This is a genomic window from Pseudomonas sp. P1_F7, assembly GCF_056405655.1.
In genome coordinates this window covers 218,534-237,976 of record NZ_JBFUBR010000017.1, presented here as the reverse complement: position 1 = coordinate 237,976, position 19,443 = coordinate 218,534, and the positions used below count along the sequence as shown (strand labels likewise).

Annotated in this window: 15 protein-coding genes; 11 read left to right on the top strand and 4 right to left on the bottom strand. The window is 61.5% G+C overall.

Annotation, left to right across the window (positions count from 1 at the left end; genetic code table 11):
- The first annotated feature begins 44 nt into the window (after positions 1-44).
- Positions 45-407, top strand: coding sequence for a hypothetical protein (locus tag AC1D1M_RS24780; RefSeq protein WP_108230278.1), 363 nt, complete (start codon positions 45-47; stop codon positions 405-407).
- Between the two features lie 66 nt (positions 408-473).
- Here AC1D1M_RS24780 and AC1D1M_RS24775 read toward each other — a convergent pair whose 3' ends face one another.
- The 4 genes from AC1D1M_RS24775 to AC1D1M_RS24760 all read right to left on the bottom strand — a co-directional run bounded on the left by AC1D1M_RS24775 (position 474) and on the right by AC1D1M_RS24760 (position 4,470).
- Entirely contained in the window at positions 474-2,069 is a 1,596-nt protein-coding gene (locus tag AC1D1M_RS24775; RefSeq protein ID WP_477777637.1) for a DHA2 family efflux MFS transporter permease subunit, read from the bottom strand.
- Complete coding sequence (locus AC1D1M_RS24770; protein ID WP_477777636.1) at positions 2,066-3,163, bottom strand: HlyD family secretion protein; 1,098 nt, start codon at positions 3,161-3,163, stop codon at positions 2,066-2,068. Before AC1D1M_RS24770 ends, AC1D1M_RS24775 begins: the two co-directional genes overlap by 4 nt.
- Before the next feature lie 96 nt (positions 3,164-3,259).
- Positions 3,260-3,673, bottom strand: coding sequence for a cupin domain-containing protein (locus tag AC1D1M_RS24765; RefSeq protein WP_477777635.1), 414 nt, complete (start codon positions 3,671-3,673; stop codon positions 3,260-3,262).
- A 44-nt stretch (positions 3,674-3,717) separates the two neighbouring features.
- Entirely contained in the window at positions 3,718-4,470 is a 753-nt protein-coding gene (locus AC1D1M_RS24760; protein ID WP_477777634.1) for an SDR family oxidoreductase, read from the bottom strand.
- Positions 4,471-4,729: 259 nt separating this feature from the next.
- Here AC1D1M_RS24760 and AC1D1M_RS24755 point away from each other — a divergent pair, with 259 nt between their 5' ends.
- The 10 genes from AC1D1M_RS24755 to AC1D1M_RS24710 all read left to right on the top strand — a co-directional run bounded on the left by AC1D1M_RS24755 (position 4,730) and on the right by AC1D1M_RS24710 (position 19,407).
- Positions 4,730-6,319 (top strand): winged helix-turn-helix domain-containing tetratricopeptide repeat protein, encoded by a 1,590-nt coding sequence (locus AC1D1M_RS24755; protein WP_477777633.1) that lies wholly within the window; start codon positions 4,730-4,732, stop codon positions 6,317-6,319.
- Between the two features lie 174 nt (positions 6,320-6,493).
- Entirely contained in the window at positions 6,494-7,867 is a 1,374-nt protein-coding gene (locus AC1D1M_RS24750; protein ID WP_477777632.1) for a glutamine synthetase family protein, read from the top strand.
- A gap of 7 nt (positions 7,868-7,874) precedes the next feature.
- Complete coding sequence (locus AC1D1M_RS24745) at positions 7,875-9,266, top strand: aldehyde dehydrogenase family protein (protein WP_477777631.1); 1,392 nt, start codon at positions 7,875-7,877, stop codon at positions 9,264-9,266.
- A 3-nt stretch (positions 9,267-9,269) separates the two neighbouring features.
- Positions 9,270-10,430, top strand: a complete 1,161-nt coding sequence (locus AC1D1M_RS24740) for an iron-containing alcohol dehydrogenase (protein ID WP_477777630.1) — start codon at positions 9,270-9,272, stop codon at positions 10,428-10,430.
- Positions 10,431-10,564: 134 nt separating this feature from the next.
- Positions 10,565-12,127 carry an amino acid permease gene (locus AC1D1M_RS24735; protein WP_477777667.1) on the top strand — a complete coding sequence of 521 codons (1,563 nt, stop codon included), beginning with the start codon at positions 10,565-10,567 and terminating at the stop codon, positions 12,125-12,127.
- 207 nt (positions 12,128-12,334) lie between these two features.
- On the top strand, positions 12,335-14,929 hold the full coding sequence (locus AC1D1M_RS24730; RefSeq protein WP_477777629.1) for a type VI secretion system Vgr family protein: 2,595 nt from the start codon (positions 12,335-12,337) through the stop codon (positions 14,927-14,929).
- Positions 14,930-15,012: 83 nt separating this feature from the next.
- Entirely contained in the window at positions 15,013-17,046 is a 2,034-nt protein-coding gene (locus AC1D1M_RS24725; RefSeq protein ID WP_477777628.1) for a T6SS effector phospholipase Tle3 domain-containing protein, read from the top strand.
- Complete coding sequence (locus AC1D1M_RS24720; RefSeq protein WP_477777627.1) at positions 17,043-18,716, top strand: type VI lipase adapter Tla3 domain-containing protein; 1,674 nt, start codon at positions 17,043-17,045, stop codon at positions 18,714-18,716. Before AC1D1M_RS24725 ends, AC1D1M_RS24720 begins: the two co-directional genes overlap by 4 nt.
- The gene (locus AC1D1M_RS24715; RefSeq protein WP_477777626.1) at positions 18,713-18,982 is read left to right on the top strand and encodes a PAAR domain-containing protein; all 270 of its coding nucleotides are present in this window, start codon (positions 18,713-18,715) and stop codon (positions 18,980-18,982) included. The genes AC1D1M_RS24720 and AC1D1M_RS24715 overlap by 4 nt, the downstream gene beginning before the upstream one ends.
- 134 nt (positions 18,983-19,116) lie before the next feature.
- On the top strand, positions 19,117-19,407 hold the full coding sequence (locus AC1D1M_RS24710) for a DUF7693 family protein (protein ID WP_477777625.1): 291 nt from the start codon (positions 19,117-19,119) through the stop codon (positions 19,405-19,407).
- Positions 19,408-19,443 lie beyond the last annotated feature (36 nt).

Sequence of the window (19,443 nt, the reverse complement as noted above, 5' to 3'; positions counted from 1 at the left end):
CATCTGCTCCATACCAACCCATCAGCACCCCGGAGCACACCATCATGAAACGCCAGACCCTCCTCAGCATCGCTTTCTCGGTTTTCGCAGTTAACGCTTTCGCCGCTACCTCTGCTCAACCTGTGGTCGCTGAAGGCGGCTCGGATCGTCTGATTGAAAGCCGTGTGGCCGAGGGTGGTTCCGATCGCTTGATCGAGAATCGCGTCGCCGAAGGTGGTTCGGATCGCTTGCTGGAAAAACGTGTTGCCGAAGGTGGCTCCGACAAACTGCTGCAAAACCGTGTCGCTGAAGGCGGTTCCGACAAGCTCCTGCAAAACCGCGTCGCCGAAGGCGGTTCCGACAAGCTCCTGCAAAACCGCGTTGCCGAAGGTGGCTCGGACCGCCTGATCGAAAGCCGCGCTGTCTGAATGCAGTGCTTGACCGCAGGACTCAACGAAAAGCCCGGCCTAATCAGCCGGGCTTTTTCGTGCGGGTCATCCATGCGTATGTTGTTCATGCGCTTTCGCATATCGAGCCAGGCCAATCTTGATGCCGACCAGGATGGGCGCGGCGAAGACGAACAGCAGGGCCACGGCGAAGAACGCCGTATCGAAGGCAATCACCGTGGCCTGACCTGACACCGCTTTGCCCAGCAGGCTGGTGGCTGCCCGGCCAGCGGCCACCTGATCCATGCCCTTCCCTGCCAGCATTGCGGTTGTGGTCATCAGCCGTTCGATGACCGCGTGTCCCCCCGGGGTGACGTTGGCGCCGAGGACCACGCCATTGCTGACAACCTGATGATCGATCAAGGTCTGCAGCCCGGCGACGCCCATCAAGCCACCCAACTGGCGCCCTGTGTTGAACAGGCCGATGCCGCTGGCCAGGTTGCGGCTGTTGAGGTGGGTGAAGGCGATCAGGGTGATCGACAGAAACAGCAAGCCAAGGCCCAGGCCGCGCAACAGGATGGCCACCATCATGTCATCGCTGCCGCTTTCGCTGGTGGAGCCGGACAGCATCCACATCGCCCCCATGATCAGCAGGATGCCCAAGGGCACGGTCGCCACCGGCGGCACGCGGCGCACGTTGAACAGCCAGGCGGCGATGAGCAGCGAACCGACAAAAAACCCGCCACTGGGCAACAGGAGCAGGCCGGCATCGGTCGGTGTGAAGGCGAGTACCGACAGGGCGAACGCCGGGATCAGGTACGCGCTGCCGAACAGGGCGGCGCCGGCGACGAAACTGACGATAAAGGCAAAGGTGAAATCGCTTGATTTGAACAGGCTGAAGTCGAGCAGCCCCTGGCCTTTGGCCAAAACCTGTTGGCCGAGAAAGGCCAGCAGCGCGGCGCCGCCGATCACCGTCATAACTAAGATGCGCGGTTCCTCGAACCAGTCCCAGCGACTGCCCTGACTGAGCACGTAGGTGAAACAGAACAGCGCGGCACCGATCAGTGCACAGCCGAGCCAGTCAAACGTACGTTGCCGGACCCTGGCGGGCATGGGGTGGTCGGCGATGAGCAAGAGGCCGATCGCTGCCAGGGCCAGCGGCACCACGCTGAAGAAAATCCAGGTCCAGGACTGGCTGTCGATCAACCACCCTTGCAGGGCCGGTGCGAGGGTCGCAGACGCGACTACGGCCGCCATGGCGAACAGGGCTTGCAGGATCGGCTGAAGGGCGCGTGGATAGCCGCGAAAAATGAGCGCCTGACCCGCCACCAGTAAAGTACCGCCGGCGAAGCCTTGCAGGATACGCAGTGCGATCAGCAGCTCCAGCGAGGCGGTAACGGCAGCCACGCAGCACGCCAGGCCCATGACCAGGGTGGCGCCGATGATCACGTTGCGCGCAGAAAACCGCTGCATCAGCCAAGGGGCGAGCATGAACCCGAGCAGCTTGAACGCGATGTAGCCGACATCCAGCCAGGCGAACTCGTCAGGCGTGGCATAGGTGTCGCCGATGATGTCGCCGCGGCCGAGGGCGAGCACGGTACTGGCGATCGCTTCTGTCAACGTGGCCAGCACGATGCCCACCATGAGCAGGACGCCGGTCCTGGTCCTGACGCGGCTCGGCGTGGCGCAGGCAACGCTGCTCATGAACCGGCCCCTTGCGCAACCTCCACCCGCGCGGACAGGCCCGGCACGATGCGCCCCGGCAGCGGATTGTCAGCCAGGCGGATCTTCACCGGAACGCGCTGCACGACACGCACAAAGTTCCCGGTGGCGTTGTCGGGCGGCAGCAGGCTGAACGCCGAGCCACTGCCCGGGGCAAAACTGTCGACCACGCCATCGAGTGCCGCATCGGGGTAGCCATCGACCGTGACGCGCACGTGCTGACCGGGGCGAATATGTTCGAGCTGGGTTTCCTTGAAGTTCGCCACGACCCACACATCGTTGACCGGCACGATATCGAGCAGGGAGACGCCCGGCGTGACAAAGCGGCCGAGGCGAACCTGACGGTTACCGACCACGCCATCCACCGGCGCGTGCACCACGGTGTGGTCGAGATCGATCTGGGCGAGTTCCCGCGCGGCCTGTGCCTGGGTCACAGCCGCCACCGCAGCCTCGCGCTCGGCCACAAGCACGGCGATGTTTTGCTGTTGCGCCTCGACCGTTGCCGAAGCGGCCGATACCGACGCCGCGGCTCTGGATTGCGCCGTGCCGGTTTCATCGACCAGGGCCTGGCTGACCGCATTGCTGACGATCAGTTTGCGGCTGCGGTCATGGGTCTTGGTCGCCAGGCTCATGTCGGCGGAGGCCGAGCGTCTTTGCGCTTCGGCCTGCCGGATCAGTGCATGCTGAAGCTGGACCTGTGCATCGACATGGGTCAGGCGCGCCTGGGCGGCGCTGACATTGGCTTCGGCTTGCGCGAGTTTGGCGCGATAGTCGCGGTCATCGATACGAAACAGCACATCACCCGCGTGCACGGCCTGGTTGTCCTCGACCTCGACCGCCGTGACATAGCCGGCGACCTTGGCGGCCAGCGAGGTGACGTCCCCGCGGACATACGCGTTGTCGGTCGAGGTCACGCCACTGGAAAACGCCATGACTCCCCAAACCGCCACGACCATCAAGGCAGCGACGCACAGCATTATGCCGATGGTCTTGCGCTTGCTGCGCCGCACCACGACCACAGGCGTTCCGATGCTTGCGCTGGTGGCAATGGCGGCCTTGTCCTGGAGCAAGTTCATTTTTTCATTTCCTGTTCAGTGCCAAGAACAAAAGCAGCCACTGGGCGGCATGGTCTGCCGCCCGGCTGTCGAGCCTTCATGAGCGAGTTGATCGGCTCACTGTTTGATCGGTGTCACGAGCACCTTTTCCTCGGTGTCGAGGACGAACACCGCCAACAGGCGTGCCGGCTGGGTGTCGCTGGCGTTGGCGCTGACCAAGTGCACGGAACCCGGCTCCTCTACGAAGTTTTCGCCGACGTTGTAGATCTTTTCCGGCTGGCCTTTGACCTGGATGCGAAACGATCCCTCCAGCACCGTTGCATAGATGAAAGCCGTTTTCGGATGGGTGTGGGACGGTGACGCGGCACCCGGCCCATACTCGACGACCACGCCTCTCATGCTCTTGCCAGGGATGTTGGGAATGGGACGGTCGAACACCACCGTCACCTTGCCGGGGGGTGGCTCGGCGGCCGACGCTGCGCTGATCGAAAGCACTGCGAAGACAGCGGCCATTAGCAATCGGGTAACCATGGGACTTCTCCTGGATTCGTAGGGAAATGTGAGGGTGCGGTCCGTTACTGCGCTGTCGACCGGGCCAGCCAGTCGTCGAAGCGGATCGCGCCCAGGCGTGCGTTTTTGCCGGTGACCAGCGATTGATCGTTGAGCACGGCACCGAAGTAACGCGCATGCACGTCCGGCACGACTTTGCGGTTGTCCTGGGTCGCTCTCAGATAACGCCTGGCCAGTTCGTCGATCGGCATGGTTTCCGGGCCGCCGACTTCCACCGTGCCATTGACCGGTGCTGCCAGCACGACATCGGCCAGCGCCGCTACCACGTCGTCGGACGCTATCGGCTGGATCAGCGCCGGCGAAGCATGAATTTCCTCGCCAACGGCGAACGACTGGACAATGCCGCCGGCAAACTCGGAGAACTGCGTGGCACGCACAATGGTGTAAGGCATGCCGGACGCCTTGATAAGGGCTTCCTGCGCGACCTTGGCGCGGAAATAGCCGGTATCGGGAAGCCGTTCGCTGCCGACAATCGACAGGGCAACATGATGACCAACCCCGGCAGCGGCTTCGGCGGCCAGCAGGTTACGGCTCGACGTTTCAAAAAAATCGAGAACGGCCTGGTCTTCCCACGACGGCGCGTTCGCCACGTCGACCACCACATCAGCACCGTCCATCGCTTCGGCCAGGCCTTCGCGGGTGATGCTGTTCACGCCCGAGCTGGGGCTGGCGGCGAGCGCATCATGGCCGCGCTCGCGAAGGGTGTTCACAAGTTTCGATCCGATGAGGCCGGAGCCTCCGATGACGACGATCTTCATGACTTTTCTCCACTTGTCGACTGCAACCATTGCGTCGGTGTAGAGAGATTGCCTGCGCGCACCAGGCAAGTCCTTGCGCCGGGCTTGGGTTTACCTTGGCGAGCGCTTGGATTTATGTCCAAAGCCGATGATGTTCGTCCAGCAGCCCTCGCCGCAGACGGTGCAGCAGGTGCCGAGCTGCCGTATCATCTGCCTCAGTTACCAACCGCCAGCCGCCTGGGACACGGAGTTGAGGGCGCTTCGCCAGGGGATGCTCAATTTGCCATTCACGTTTGAAGACTACGTACTCGATCAGGAGCGCCGGGAGCTGACCCTGCGTGGGCAGGTCGTGGCCGTCGGACCGCAGGTCTTCGACCTGTTGCTGCTGTTCGTCAACAATCCCGATCGAGTCCTCAGCAAGGACGAATTGCTCAATTCAGTGTGGAGCGGCCGGATCGTTTCGGAATCGACGATCACCAGTCACATCAATGCGGTGCGCAAGGCCATCGGTGATACCGGTGAAGAGCAGCGCCTGGTACGCACCGTCGCCCGCAAGGGCTACCGCTTCGTTGGTCGGATCAACGGCGACATGACCGGGGAAGCGCGACAGCCTGACATCGATGAACGCTCGGCCGTTGCTGCGCAACACCCCTCCTCCTCTACGCTCGCCCTGCCGGAAAAACCCTCGATCACCGTCCTGCCCTTCCAGAACCTGAGCGGCGATCCGGAGCAGGAATACTTCGCCGATGGCGTCGTGGAGGACATCATCGCCGCCCTGTCGCGTATTCGCTGGCTGTTCGTCATCGCGCGCAATTCGAGCTTCACCTACAAGGGCCAGGCGGTGGACGCCCAGGGCGTCGGCCAGGAGCTGGGCGTTCGCTACGTGCTCGAAGGCAGTGTGCGCAAGTGCGGGAACAAGGTGCGCATTACCGGGCAACTGATCGACGCGACGAGCGGGACGCACATCTGGGCGGAGCGTTTCGAAGGCCTGCTCGACGATATCTTCGAGCTGCAAGACCAAGTCACCGAAAGCGTCGTCGGCGCGATCGCGCCACAACTGGAACGGGCAGAAATCGAACGCGCCAAACGCAAGCCGACGGAAAGCCTGGACGCCTACGACTATTACCTGCGGGCCATGGCCAAACTGCACAGCGGCAGCCGGGAAGCCATCGAGCAGGCGCTGCCGATGTTCTACCAGGCCATCGAACTCGACCCGGAATTTGCTTCGGCCTATGGCATGGCCGCCTGGTGCCACTTCTGGCGCAAGCTCAATGGCTGGATGGACGATCGGCCCGCAGAAATCGCCGAGGGCATACGGCTGGCGCGTCTGGCGGTGACCCTCGGCCGCGATGATGCCGTCGCGTTGACCCGGGGCGGCCATGCGCTGGCTCATCTGGCCGGCGAAGTCGACGCCGGCATTGCACTGCTCGACAGGGCGCGCCTGCTCAATCCCAACCTCGCGCCCGCGTGGTTCCTGGGCGGTATCCTGCGGGCGCTGCACGGTGAAACAGACGCCGCCATCGAGAATTTGAACCATGCCGTTCGCTTGAGTCCGCTGGATCCGGAAATGTTCAGGATGCAGGTCGGGATGGCGCTCGCGCATTTCTTCGCCGGGCACTTCGATGCCGCTGCGGACTGGGCCGAAAAAGCGCTGGGCAACCTGCCCAGTCTGCTCATCGCGGCGGCGCTGGTGGCGGCCAGTCATGCGCTCGGCGGTCGAATGGAAAAAGCCAATCTGGCGATGCAGCGTCTGCAAAAGCTGGATCCCTCTTTGCGCCTCTGCACCCTCAGGGACTGGCTGCCCATTCAACGGCCTGAGGACTTCGCCCGTTTCGTCGATGGACTGCGGCTGGCGGGGTTGCCGGAGTGATGTGATCGCTGAACACGGCTTTCACTTGGCAAAACTTGCACTTTGCAAGGGTAGGCTAAGCTTTGAGCAACTCGTTGCTCATGATGCTCGGTTCTGCAGGTTTTGGGTGTTTCTGGAGAGCGTCTGCAACAGCGATCTCAGACTGGCCCAAACCTTTCACGCAGGATTGACGTGATGACCGAGCCCCTCCTCAGTTTTGATGAACTCAAACGCGCCGCGGCTGCCGGCGAAATCGATACCGTGCTGGTCTGCATGGTCGACATGCAGGGACGCCTGGTCGGCAAGCGCTTCCAGGTCGAGTTTTTCATCGACAGCGGCCACGAAGAAACCCACTGCTGCAATTACCTGCTGGCCGATGACATCGACATGGAGCCGGTGCCGGGTTACGCCGCGGCCAGTTGGAGCAAGGGCTACGGCGATTTCGTGCTCAAGCCCGACATGTCCACCCTGCGGCGCGTGCCTTGGCTTGAGTGCACGGCGCTGGTGCTGTGCGACGTGCTCGATCATCACCATCGCCAGGACCTGCCCCACAGCCCTCGGGCGATTCTGAAAAAGCAGGTCGAGCGCCTGCGCGAGCGCGGCTATACCGGCATGTTTGCCTCGGAACTCGAGTTCTATCTGTTCGATGAGAGTTACGAGGCAATCCATGAGCGCAACTATCACAAACCGAAAACCGCCGGCCATTACATCGAGGACTACAACATCCTCCAGACCACCCGCGAAGAGCCGGTGCTGCGGGCGATTCGCAAGCATCTGCAGGCCTCGGGCATTCCCGTGGAAAACTCCAAGGGTGAATGGGGCCCAGGGCAGGAAGAGATCAACATCCGCTACGCCGACGCCATGACCATGGCCGACCACCACGTCATCATCAAGCACGCCTGCAAAGAGATCGCGCAGTTGCAAGGCAAGGCGATCACCTTCATGGCCAAGTGGCGCTACGACGCCGCCGGTTCCAGCAGTCACATCCATAATTCGCTGTGGGACAAGAACGCCAAGAAGCCGCTGTTCTTCGACGCGAAAGCCGAGTTCGGCATGTCGAAACTGATGCGTGGCTGGGTCGCCGGGCAGCTCAAGTACGCCAACGACATCACCTGTTTTCTCGCGCCCTACATCAATTCCTACAAGCGCTTCCAGGCTGGCACTTTTGCGCCGACACGGGCGGTGTGGAGCCGCGACAATCGCACCGCCGGCTTTCGCTTGTGTGCCGAAGGCAGCAAGGCCATCCGCATTGAATGCCGCATCGGCGGCGCCGACCTCAACCCTTATCTGGCTTTTGCCGCACTAATCGCGGCGGGTCTGGCGGGTATCGACGAGAAGCTCGATCTCGCGCCACCGTTCGAAGGTGACGCCTACCTCGATGAGCATCTGCCGGAAGTGTCCAAGACCCTGCGCGAAGCGAGCGCCGCACTCAAGACCTCAAGCATGTTGCGCAAGGCGTTCGGCGACGAGGTGGTCGACCATTACGTGCACACCGCCGAGTGGGAGCAGAAAGAGTACGACCGGCGAATCACCGACTGGGAATTGCAGCGCGGTTTCGAGCGCTATTGAGAACATCATGACTGCGAAGGTTCAACTGATCTCCCCGGTCGATGGCCGGGTGTACGCCGAACGCGAGGTGGCCGATGCGGCGCAGGTCGAGCAGGCGCTGACGGCCGCTGCCAACGCACAGGCGCCATGGCAACGCCGCTCATTGAGTGAACGCGCGGCATTTTGCAGCGCCGCAGTGGACGCGATGCTGTCGATGCAGGCGGACATCGTGCCGGAACTGGCCTGGCAAATGGGCCGTCCGGTGCGTTATGGCGCCGGCGAACTGCGCGGCTTTGCCGAACGCGCCCGGCACATGATCGCTATCGCACCGCAAGCCCTGGCCGCTGTAGAACCGGTGCCGGTGACGGGTTTTCGGCGCTATATCAAACGCGAGCCGCTGGGCACGGTGCTGGTGGTCGCTCCGTGGAACTACCCCTATCTGACGGCGGTGAACACGATCATCCCGGCGTTGATGGCCGGCAATAGCGTAATCCTCAAGCATGCGTCCCAGACACTGCTGGTGGGCGAGCGTTTCGCCGAGGCCATGCGACACGCCAATCTGCCGGAAGGCCTGTTCCATAACCTGCTGCTCAATCATCAGCAGACGGCCGCGATCATTGGCTCGGGCCGCGCACAACAGGTCAACTTCACCGGTTCGGTTGATGCCGGCAAGGCCATGGAAAGCTCCGCCACGGGGCGTTTCATTGGTGTGGGCCTGGAGCTCGGCGGCAAGGATCCGGCTTACGTGCGGGCTGACGCCAACCTCGAACATGCGGTGGAAAATCTGGTGGACGGCAGCTTCTTCAATTCCGGGCAGAGCTGCTGCGCCATCGAACGCATCTACGTCGATCAGGCCATTTACCCAGCCTTTGTCGAGGGCTTCGTCGCCCTGACCCGTCAATATGTGCTGGGCAATCCGCTGGACGAAGCCACCACGCTCGGGCCATTGGTTTCGCCGGGGGCTGCCGATTTCGTTCGCGGGCAGATCACCGAAGCGGTGAAGCTGGGGGCCAAAGCGCTGATCGATGCACAAGCATTTCCGGCCGACGTGCCGGGCAGCGCCTACCTGGCACCGCAAGTATTGGTGGACGTGAACCATCAAATGTCGGTCATGCACGACGAAAGCTTTGGCCCGGTGGTCGGCATCATGCCGGTGGCCAGCGATGAAGAAGCCATCGCCTTGATGAACGACAGTGAGTTCGGGCTCAGCGCGTCCATCTGGACCCGGGACCTCGCAGCGGCCGAACGCCTGGGCAACGAGATCGCCACCGGCACGGTGTTCATGAACCGCTGCGATTACCTGGACCCGGCACTGGCCTGGACCGGCGTGAAAAACAGCGGTCGCGGCGTCACCCTGTCGCCACTGGGCTACGAGCACCTGACCCGGGCCAAATCCTTTCATCTGCGTCACGAGGTGTAGACCATGAACCTGACAGGAAACTGGAACTACCCCACGAGCGTTCGTTTCGGTGTCGGGCGCATCGCCGAACTGGCCGAAGTCTGTCGCAGCCAGGGCATCCAGCGACCCTTGCTGGTGACCGATAGCGGTCTGGCGCGTGCGCCGATCACCACGGCGGCGCTGGATGCGTTGCGCGCCGCCGGCCTTGGCGTGGCGCTGTTTTGCGACCTCAAGCCCAATCCGGTGGAAGCCAACCTGGCCGGCGGGCTCGATGCCTGGCGTGCCGGCAAACACGACGGCGTGATCGCGTTCGGCGGCGGCAGTGGCCTGGACATGGGCAAGCTGATTGCCTTCATGAGCGGCCAGACCCGCCCGGTTTGGGACTTCGAAGACATCGGCGACTACTGGACCCGCGCCGACGACAGCCGCATCGCCCCGGTCATTGCCGTGCCGACCACGGCGGGGACGGGCTCGGAAGTCGGGCGTGCGGCGGTGATCATCGACGAGCGCACCCACACCAAACGCATCATCTTCCACCCGAAAATGATGCCGCGCGTAGTGATCAGCGATCCGGCCCTCACCGTCGGCATGCCGGCCAAAATCACCGCCGGCACTGGCATGGACGCGTTATCCCATTGCCTGGAAGCGTACTGCGCCCCCGGTTTTCACCCCCTGGCCGACGGCATTGCCGTGGAAGGCATGCGTCTGGTGGCCAACTCACTGGTGAAGGCGGTACACACGCCGTCGGACCTTGAGGCGCGCGCGCAAATGCTCGCGGCGGCGGCGATGGGCGCCACGGCATTCCAGAAAGGCCTGGGCGGGATGCATGCGCTCTCGCATCCGGTGGGTGCGCTGTACGACACCCATCACGGCATGACCAATGCCACCTTCATGCCCTATGTCCTGCAGTTCAATCGCACGGCCATCGAGGAGCGCATCACCCGCCTGGCGGCGTACCTGCGCCTGCCCTCACCCGGCTTCGACAGTTTCATGGCCTTCGTCCTCAAGCTGCGCAAGGACATCGGCGTGCCCCACACCCTGTTTGAACTGGGCGTGGATGACCGGCAGGCCGACCTGATCGCGGACATGGCGATTGTCGACCCCTCCGCCAGTGGCAACCCGCTGCCATTGACCCGGGACGGCGTGGCAAAGATTTTCGACGCGGCGTTTCACGGCCGCCTGTAGAGCAGTCGCCTGGCCAGCATTGCGCATGGACAGGTGTGATCCGTTGCAAACAGGAGCAGTACGACAAGGGGTTGAAAGCCAGCCCATCCGGCCACCCGGATGGTTGCGTATCAAAACCTGAAGGGGCACACATGATGAACCCAGCAAGCCAGCCGGGCACCGAAGCGCACGACGATGACGTCAAGGTGCTGCACAGCATGGGCTATGCCCAGCAACTCTCACGACGAATGGGGGTTTTCTCCAACTTCGCCATTTCCTTTTCGATCATCTGCATCCTCTCGGGTGGCATCAACTCCCTGGCCCAGGGCACCTCGGGCGCGGGGGGAATATCCATCGGCATCGGCTGGCCGATCGGCTGCCTGATCTCCGGGGTATTCGCCATGGCCATGGCGCAGATTTCCTCGGCCTACCCCACTGCTGGCGGCCTGTACCACTGGGGCTCGATTCTCGGTAACCGTTTCACTGGCTGGCTGACCGCGTGGTTCAACTTGCTGGGGCTGGTCACGGTGCTGGGCGCGATCAACGTCGGCACCTATTACTTCTTTTTCGGTGCCTTCGGACCGGCACTGGGCATGGAGGATACGACCACGGTCAGGGTGATTTTCCTGGCAATCCTCACCGGCCTGCAGGCCTTGTGTAACCACTTGGGGATCGGCCTGACGGCAAAGCTCACCGACTTTTCCGGCTACCTGATCTTCGCCACGGCGTTGGCCCTGACCATCGTCTGCCTGATGTCGGCACCCAGCTATGAATTCGCGCGGTTGTGGACCTTCAGCAACTATTCCGGCGAGGTGGGCGGCAGCGTCTGGCCGCAGGTCTCGAACGGCTGGGTTTTCATGCTCGGCCTGCTGTTGCCGATCTACACCATCACCGGCTATGACGCCTCTGCGCATACCTCCGAGGAAACCCGCAATGCGGCCATGTCGGTGCCGCGCGGCATGGTCATGTCGGTGGTCTGGTCGTTGCTGTTCGGCTGGCTGATGCTCAGCGCGTTCGTGCTGATGCTGCCGAACATGGACGAGGCGGCCAAGCAAGGCTGGAACGTGTTTTTCTGGGCCATGAACACCCAGGTCAACCCGACATTGAAACTGGTGCTTTACGTGGCGATTTTCATCTCGCAGGTGCTCTGCGGGCTGGCCACCGTCACCTCGGTTTCACGGATGATCTTCGCCTTCTCCCGGGACGGCGGCCTGCCCTGCTCAAAAGCGCTGTCCTCGGTCTCATCGACCCATCGCAGCCCGGTCGCGGCCATCTGGACCGGTGCCACCCTCGCGGTGTTGTTCGACTGGGGATCGTCGGTGATCTCGATCGGGGCAACGCCGGTCTATACCATCGTGGTGTCCTGCACGGTGATCTTCCTGTTCTTCTCCTTCGCCATTCCCATCGTGCTCGGCCTGTTTACCTTTGGGACGTCGAAGTGGCCGACCATGGGGCCGTGGAACATGGGGCGTTTCTGGTACTCGGTGTTCGCCATTCTCTCGATCCTGTCGATGATCATCATTTTCGTCATCGGCATCCAGCCACCGAACGACTGGGCGCTGTACATCACCATCGGCTTCCTGATCCTGACGGCCATCGTCTGGTTCGGCTTTGAAGCGCGGCGGTTCCAGGGGCCGCCGGTGGGCGACATGATCGCCAAGCGCCAGGCTGAAATCGCTGCGGCGGAGGCGGCGTTGAACAAGCAAACCGGAGGTTGATGGCGTGCAATGGTCTGGTCCTGAAACAGGTTTACCTCTGAGGCAGGGCCAGACATCCCGATTCCGCTGACAATTCTTAATCAAAAAAAGGAATCGCCCTACATACAAGCTATTTCATAAGCGAGTTAATTCCCGCCTTTGGGTTTGGCCAGGGGCATGGATGTGCATTTCCTGAGGCAAACACGGGTTGCTGATGCCGCAGGAAGCTTGTTAATGGAACTGACAAAGATTTTTTCGCCGCAGAACCGGCGGTTGATCACGTTTACCGCCCCGATTGCAAACCGGCAGGCACTGCTGCTCGAGCAGTTTTCCGGCTCCGAGGGTATGTCGACCTTATTCAGTTTCGAGTTGTCGCTGATCAGTCAGGATGCCTGCCTGGAACTCAAGTCGTTGATTGGGCAACCGGCATCGCTCGAGATTGAACTGGCGACCGGCGAGGCGCGCTACATTCACGGGTACATCAGTCGATTCAGCCTGCAAAAAAGCGACGGTGGCCTGGCCTACTATTCGGCCACCTTGAGCCCCTGGCTGTGGATGCTGTCGCGCCGCTTCGACTCGCGGATCTTTCAAGAGCAAACCCTCGAAGACATCCTGCGCACGGTATTCGCCCACTATGGCGCGCTGCCCAGGTTCGAGTTCCGCCTGGAGCAGCCGCTCAAGTCCCACAGCTACATCACGCAATACCGCGAGCACGATCTGGATTTCGTCCTGCGGCTGCTGGAGCGTGAAGGGTTGTTGTTCTACTTCGAGCATACGAAGGCCGAACACCGCCTGATCATCACCGACCATTCCCGCCACCTTGAGCCGTTAGCCCGGCAACCACGGATCCGCTACCACAGCGCTTCGGTCACCGAGACCGCCGACTCGATCACCCAATGGAGCAGCCACCGGGTGTTGCAGTCCGGCAAGATGGCCATCCAGACGTTCGACTACCGGCAACCGCGCAATCCGCTGCCGGTGAGCATGCCCAGCCTCAACGCCCAAGGTGAGGTGCCCGCCTACGAAATCTACGACTTTCCCGGTCACTACAGCCACGGTATGCCCGAAGATGGCGAAACGCTGGTGCGTCATCGACTCGAAGCCCTGGAAGTACAGGCCAAGACATTTCAGGGCGCCAGCAACTGTCGCAGCATGCTGCCCGGCTATACCTTCGAACTGACCCAGCACTTCGATCACGATGGTGATCCCGTTGAAGACCGCCATTTCCTCCTGCTCAAGGTGGAGCACCGCGGCCGCAACAACTACCTGACGGATCAACCGGCGAGTTACGACAACACCTTCGTCTGCATCCGCCACAAGATTGCCTATCGCCCACCGATCATGACGCCCCGACCGACGATTTCCGGGCCGCTCACCGCCATTGTGGTGGGCCCGAAAGGCGAGGAGGTGTTTACCGACGAGCTGGCGCGCGTGCAAGTGCGCTTTCATTGGCAGCGGGCGCAGGATGCTGCCCAAGGCACGACCTGGCTAAGGGTTGCCATGCCCAGTGCGGGCACCGGTTTTGGCCATCAATTTTTGCCGCGCATCGGTCAGGAAGTGCTGGTCACGTTCCTCGGTGGCGACATCGACCGCCCCCTGGTGACGTCGGTGCTCTACAACGCCGACCATTTTCCGCCGCACTTCAGTAACGCCACGGGGTTGCCGGGCAATCGAACGTTATCGGGAGTCCAGACCCGGGAACATCAGGGCAAGGGCTTCAACGAACTGCTCTTCGACGATACCCCCGGCGCGCTGCGCGCCCGACTGGGCACGACCCATCAGGCCACCGCGCTGAATCTGGGCAAGCTCGTCACGCCGCGAACCGACGGGCAGGCCCAGGCACGCGGCCAGGGCGCCGAACTGCGCAGCGATGCCGCGATTGCCTTGCGGGCGGCCCAAGGGATGTTGTTGACCACCTATGCTCGCCACGATGCGCAGGGTTCACAGTTGGACCGCGAAGAACTGCTCAAGCTATTGGCCGAGTGTGGCGAGCTGTTCCAGTCCCTCGGCCAGACCGCCGCTGCCCGTGGCAGTCGGCAGGTCGACACCCAGGGCATCGAGGTGTTACGCCAGTCGTTGAGTCAATGGCCTGAACCGACCAGCGACAGTCCGGGCGAACCGGTGGTCGCGGTGGCGGCTGAAGCCGGCATTGCCAGTGCCACGCCACGTTCGCAGGTGCATTACGCCGGTGAAAACCACGACACCACCGCCCAGGATCACCTGCAATTGACCAGCGGCGCGGCCATGCGCCTGCAAGCCGGTAAAGGCATCAGCGCCTTCGCCCAGGACGAAGGCATCAGCGCCATTGCCAATCGCGGCAAGGTGCTGGTGCAAGCCCAGGACGATGACATGGTGCTCAACGCACAAAAGCACCTGCACCTGTCGGCAGCCGAAGGCGAGGTGCTCATCACCGCCCCTACCATCCGCCTGGTGGCCGATGACGGCAGCTACATCAGGATCGGTGGCGGGGTCGAGATCGGTACGCAAGGCAAGGCCATTGTGCATGCCGGCGAGCATGACTGGGTGGGGCCCAAGACTGACAGCGCCGCCATTCCTGTTTTCGGACGGGACGGTGCTGACCAACGGCATCGTATGCACTACGAAGGTGATCCCACCGCAATTGCTCAAGGCCAACCTTACAAAGTCGCATTGGAAGACGGCAGCCTGGTGCAAGGCATCACGGGAACTGATGGTCTTACCGAGTTGCTTCAGCGAACCGGTATGCAACTCGCCGGTCTCGAGGTTTTCCGCAATCCATCGCCCCAGACAGCGAACCCCGGATCGAGCAGCAAAGGGACGGACGCCAATAGCGACGAAAACTGAGGGCATTGAAGCCTCTCGATAAAAGGACAGTGCTCCTCTATGGCTTAGCGGGAGGAGCATGATTTCAGAAGGATGTGGAACACATGAACTACATGGACAACACCGTGATCGCGACAAGCAGGAGTCGTTTGCTGCCGAATCGATCCACTGATCGCAACGTCGCTGTGCCGCGAGACCTGCCCGGCGTGGTGATTTTCCTCCACGGCGTGAATGACCCCGGGGCGTCCTATGAGTCGGTGGAAACCGGGTTGTGCCAGGGGGTTAACGAGCGGCTGGATCGGTCGGATTTGAAGGCGGGGCGGTATGGGGCTGATTACAATGCAGCTGAAGCGTTACCGCCTGAGTTGCGGGAGGATGAGCACAAGGCTGCGCTCGATGATCCGGACACTTACCTCTACCAGCGCGATACAAACTCCCCCAAGACCCGCAGCCTGATGATTCCGTTTTATTGGGGCTATCGGGCCGAGCCCGGCGAAATCAAGCGGGACAAAAATGGCGACCCGGCCCGGCTACGCGATCAATTCCAGGACCGGTTCGACAACCGTCTGGACCGTCACTTCGCCAAGGGCGGTGGATTTTTTGCTAACGCCACCAACAATTTGCTGGAGATGTACGAAGAAGGGTTCGCCAAATGGCTGCGCCATTGGGTACAACCCACGATGCCCAACTCCCTGTACATGGGCAAGGCGCCGCATCGACGGTATTTCGTGCTGGCCGCGACCCGGCTAGCGATGCTGATCAGCGAGATCCGCCGCGTTTCCCCCGATGAAACCATCACCATAATGGGACACAGCCAGGGCACGCTGATCACCTTGCTCGCCCAAGCCTTGCTGGCGGATCGCGGTGAACGCTGCGCCGACTGCGCCATCATGGTGGCCTCGCCCTATTCCGTATTGCCGGATGCCACGCCGAAAAATTTGCGAACCCTGAAAACCCTGATCGACATCGTGCAACACACCACCCAATCCCCCCATGCGCAACCACCGCTCAGTGCCCTGCGTTGTGGCGTGCCGGGTTATGGCGGTCGCACGGGGCCGCGCTGGTCACCCGAACAAGGCCAGCGCTTGGGTGCCGACGGGAAAATCGTGGTGTTTCCCGAGCGCGACAACCGCGGCAAGGTGTACCTGTATTTCTGCCCGGACGACACCACCGTGGCGCTGGATGATGTGCAAGGCATCGGCACTTACGGCGTGCCGGACGAGTTGCCCAAAGGCGAGCCGGCCATGAACGCGCTGCAATCCATGCGTTTCTACCAGCGCCTGTGGACCAAGCGCTTGCGCGACAGCGAGCCAGTACTCGTAGGCAAGGCTGCGCAACCAGACTTCACGCGCGCCGAAGGAGAGCCGCGCTATCCCGGTGGCTGGTCAGTGGCGGCGATAGCCTCGCAAGCCGGGATCAGTGAAGGCCAGACGCGCAACATCAATGCCGAACAACTGCACCCACCCCATGCGCCGCAGATGTTCGGCGGCGAAGCCGTGACGGGATCTACCCAGGAGGCAGGCAAGGATCGACCGGATGCGGTGTCGCAAAACGCTGCATTGGGCAACCCCGGTGCCTCTTTCAAATGGATTTATGTGACCAACAGTGACAAGCGACTCGACCTGGACGATGGGCTTGTTCGCTGGAATCACGGCAAAGAGCCGGACGACCAGACCGGAGCCCTGCGCCAGACGCCAGTGTCCGGCAACCCAATGCTCAATCGTAAGGACCACTACCGCATCTACCGCGAGGAAACCCCTAACGAAATCCGTGCGCGCATGCAGGTTGATCAGAAGGAATGGACTGACAACAGCTATCACTCGGCTGTGTTGCGTAGCCCGGAGAACCATCGCTGGGTGACGGCGATGGACATTGCGATTGGGCAGGCCAGGTGTCTGGATGATCCGGTGATGCGGGAGGTGTTGGTGGCGATTGCGGATTGGAAGATGGACAAAAAGCGGTTCTTTGATGAAGTCATGAAGATGGATGGTTGGTCACGGCTGAGTGCGCAGGCACGGACACTGGTGAAGGCCGCCTATCTGTATTACCAAAATGGCGAGTTCCCTTCCATCGATCTGGTGTCGTTGACGCCGCCAAGTTTGGTTTCGCCCCTCCCGAGAAAAGGAGTGTCTCAATGAGGGATCGCCAGCAGGACAAATCACAGCGGCCGAAGCTGAAGGGCTATCTCTGGACTGCGGGAATACTGACAGCTATTTGGCTTGGTTTTTTACTCATCATCTACACAGCACAGGCTATAAACAGGGAGTTGGGGGATATGAGCGCCGTGATGCTTAAGGGAATAGCAAGTATTTTTGGCGCACTAGTGTTGACCTACAGCGGGCACTGGTTTGGTAAGGCCGTAGCCTACGAAGAGGCAGAACTCGCGGCCTACAAATCAAAAATCATGGCCGAAAGAGCCGAGCACATCGCTACCCGGGAGCGTACTTATGCGTTGGAAATTCGAGGGGTGGGACTCGCAGTCCAAGGATGGTATCAATCATCGGTGTGGCAAAAAATCGAGAAAAAAGCAGACAACTTCGCTTCGATTTTTTCGAAGGACCCGAATGATTACAAGGCCTCATTAACCTCCAGAACAAACACCAATCGCCTAGCTGTGCGAGCTGCCTTCACCTATTCAGGCAGCGACTCGGTGGCCTATTGGCCAATCCCGGTATTCGCGATAGCACCGCCCAAGCAACCTGAAGACACGGGTGCTGCTGCAAATATTTTGGACGGGCGCAATGCTGCCACCTTGGGCGTCACGCTATTTCTCTGGCAAGACGCGGACAATACCACCCATGCCCAGAGCATGATCGAGCGTTTGTTCAAGTTCTTTGATGACAATCCACAGGTACCGCAGGCATTGATCGTGAGTGAGGACGGCGATGTCACTCGAAACGGCTACCGCGTGGCCGGCACGCCAGGACTGCAAAGCGTGCAAGTGGTGCCAGCGGTGTACACAAGCACAACCGGTCTGCTGGTCACCCGTTCGGATCGGGTAGACCGCTACATCCGCCCCTTTGCCACCCATGATTCGGAGGACAACCAGAACACAAACACCGACATGGGCAAGTTGTGGGCGTTTTACTGGAAACATTCGCCGCTGTTCAGAAAGGTGTACGAGGATGCTGAGCGTGCCAAAGGCGCTAAAGACCCGAACGGCCCCGGCACCATGTCCTCCACCTACTGGCAATCTCAACTCCCCACCCTCTGGCAAACCCTGAGCAACCGAGGCCCTGGCCACTTCGAACCCTCCGCATGGCTGCCGGTGCGCTGGGCCGAGCACCAAGTCCAAGAGTTCGATAAAGCCCCGGTCCTGGGCTACCTGCACCGCCCGATCAAAGTCTCGATGCATGACGACAACGGCAAACTGCTCAAGCCCGCGTTACAGGCCAAAGCCCTGCAAGCAGGCTGGCTGCTGGCACTGGAAACCCTGCCCAAAGGTGAAAAACCGGCACGGGTGTTCTACGACAGCACCGACAACACCCCTGGCGAAATCGCCCTGACCATCGCGCTGCATGGTCTCAATGTCGATGGAGCTGGCCTCGAACTGGGCAATGTCGACGAGGGCTACGACATCGGCCGGCGACTGGGCAACACCGGCGTCAGTAGCGCCCTTGTTGAAATCAACCTCGCCACGATTGCCAGCTATCAGGAAGGTGGTGTCAGCGCGGTGGTGTACACCGGCGAAGACGGCAGCGTCACCGTGCAAATGGTTCGCCCGCCAGACGAAGCCCGCAAAGCAAAAAACCAGCAAACCCACGGTGCCGACCCGTTCAGGTTTCGCATGCCGGGAGCAAAACCATGACCAATCCCATTTGCCTGGGTGATGCCACCAGCAGCGGCGGCACCGTCGTCTCCTGCCAGCTCGAAGGCACGCATACCCTCAATGGAAAAACACCGGCGGTGGTAGGCGACAAGGCTACCTGCCCGCTGCATCTGGGCGAGTTTGCCTTCGTCGAAGGGCATCCGCGCCGGCGTATGAACGGCATTCCGGTCGTATTGCAAGGCCATCTCCTGGCCTGCGGTTGTCATGCGGTGGCGAGCAAGGCTCAGAATGTGCAGGTGGTCTAGGCCGAAACACCGGGTTTTCTCTTTGTTGCGGGGCGGCTAGTGGCTCCCGGCGTCATGCCCGGTCTCATCAGCCGTTTTTTTTGCAGGCTGATGATCTATCCTGTGCCTCCCCGATTTCACCCCGGAGACACCTTGTGCCCGCCCTCACCGCCCGCGAGGTTTACCAGTCGTTGCGCGATGCCGCCCAAGGCATTTGCACTTTCCAGCGAGTCGACGACGCCTGCGAGTCCGGCCACGTTCGGATCGACATCGACGGCTGGCAACTGACACTGGAGGTCGATGCCGGTCACTTGCGCCACTGCCTGCACGGCCAAAGCCCCGACGGCCGTGAATATGTGTTCGACAACGGGCAACGCTTCGGTACCGACCCGGTGAGTTTGCTCAGTACCTGGGAGCTGGCGCAGATTGAACGGCTGCTGGCCTGAATCCTTCGCAACCTGTCGTTCCCTGTCTGCACTTGT

What these genes read in the sequence shown, in the direction of transcription:
- AC1D1M_RS24715 (WP_477777626.1), top strand. Translation starts at nt 18,713, where the DNA reads ATGACCAATCCCATTTGCCTGGGTGATGCCACCAGCAGCGGCGGCACC.
- AC1D1M_RS24745 (WP_477777631.1), top strand. Translation starts at nt 7,875, where the DNA reads ATGACTGCGAAGGTTCAACTGATCTCCCCGGTCGATGGCCGGGTGTAC.
- AC1D1M_RS24720 (WP_477777627.1), top strand. Translation starts at nt 17,043, where the DNA reads ATGAGGGATCGCCAGCAGGACAAATCACAGCGGCCGAAGCTGAAGGGC.
- AC1D1M_RS24725 (WP_477777628.1), top strand. Translation starts at nt 15,013, where the DNA reads ATGAACTACATGGACAACACCGTGATCGCGACAAGCAGGAGTCGTTTG.
- AC1D1M_RS24780 (WP_108230278.1), top strand. Translation starts at nt 45, where the DNA reads ATGAAACGCCAGACCCTCCTCAGCATCGCTTTCTCGGTTTTCGCAGTT.
- AC1D1M_RS24775 (WP_477777637.1), bottom strand. Translation starts at nt 2,069, where the DNA reads ATGAGCAGCGTTGCCTGCGCCACGCCGAGCCGCGTCAGGACCAGGACC.
- AC1D1M_RS24760 (WP_477777634.1), bottom strand. Translation starts at nt 4,470, where the DNA reads ATGAAGATCGTCGTCATCGGAGGCTCCGGCCTCATCGGATCGAAACTT.
- AC1D1M_RS24765 (WP_477777635.1), bottom strand. Translation starts at nt 3,673, where the DNA reads ATGGTTACCCGATTGCTAATGGCCGCTGTCTTCGCAGTGCTTTCGATC.
- AC1D1M_RS24735 (WP_477777667.1), top strand. Translation starts at nt 10,565, where the DNA reads ATGAACCCAGCAAGCCAGCCGGGCACCGAAGCGCACGACGATGACGTC.
- AC1D1M_RS24740 (WP_477777630.1), top strand. Translation starts at nt 9,270, where the DNA reads ATGAACCTGACAGGAAACTGGAACTACCCCACGAGCGTTCGTTTCGGT.
- AC1D1M_RS24770 (WP_477777636.1), bottom strand. Translation starts at nt 3,163, where the DNA reads ATGAACTTGCTCCAGGACAAGGCCGCCATTGCCACCAGCGCAAGCATC.
- AC1D1M_RS24750 (WP_477777632.1), top strand. Translation starts at nt 6,494, where the DNA reads ATGACCGAGCCCCTCCTCAGTTTTGATGAACTCAAACGCGCCGCGGCT.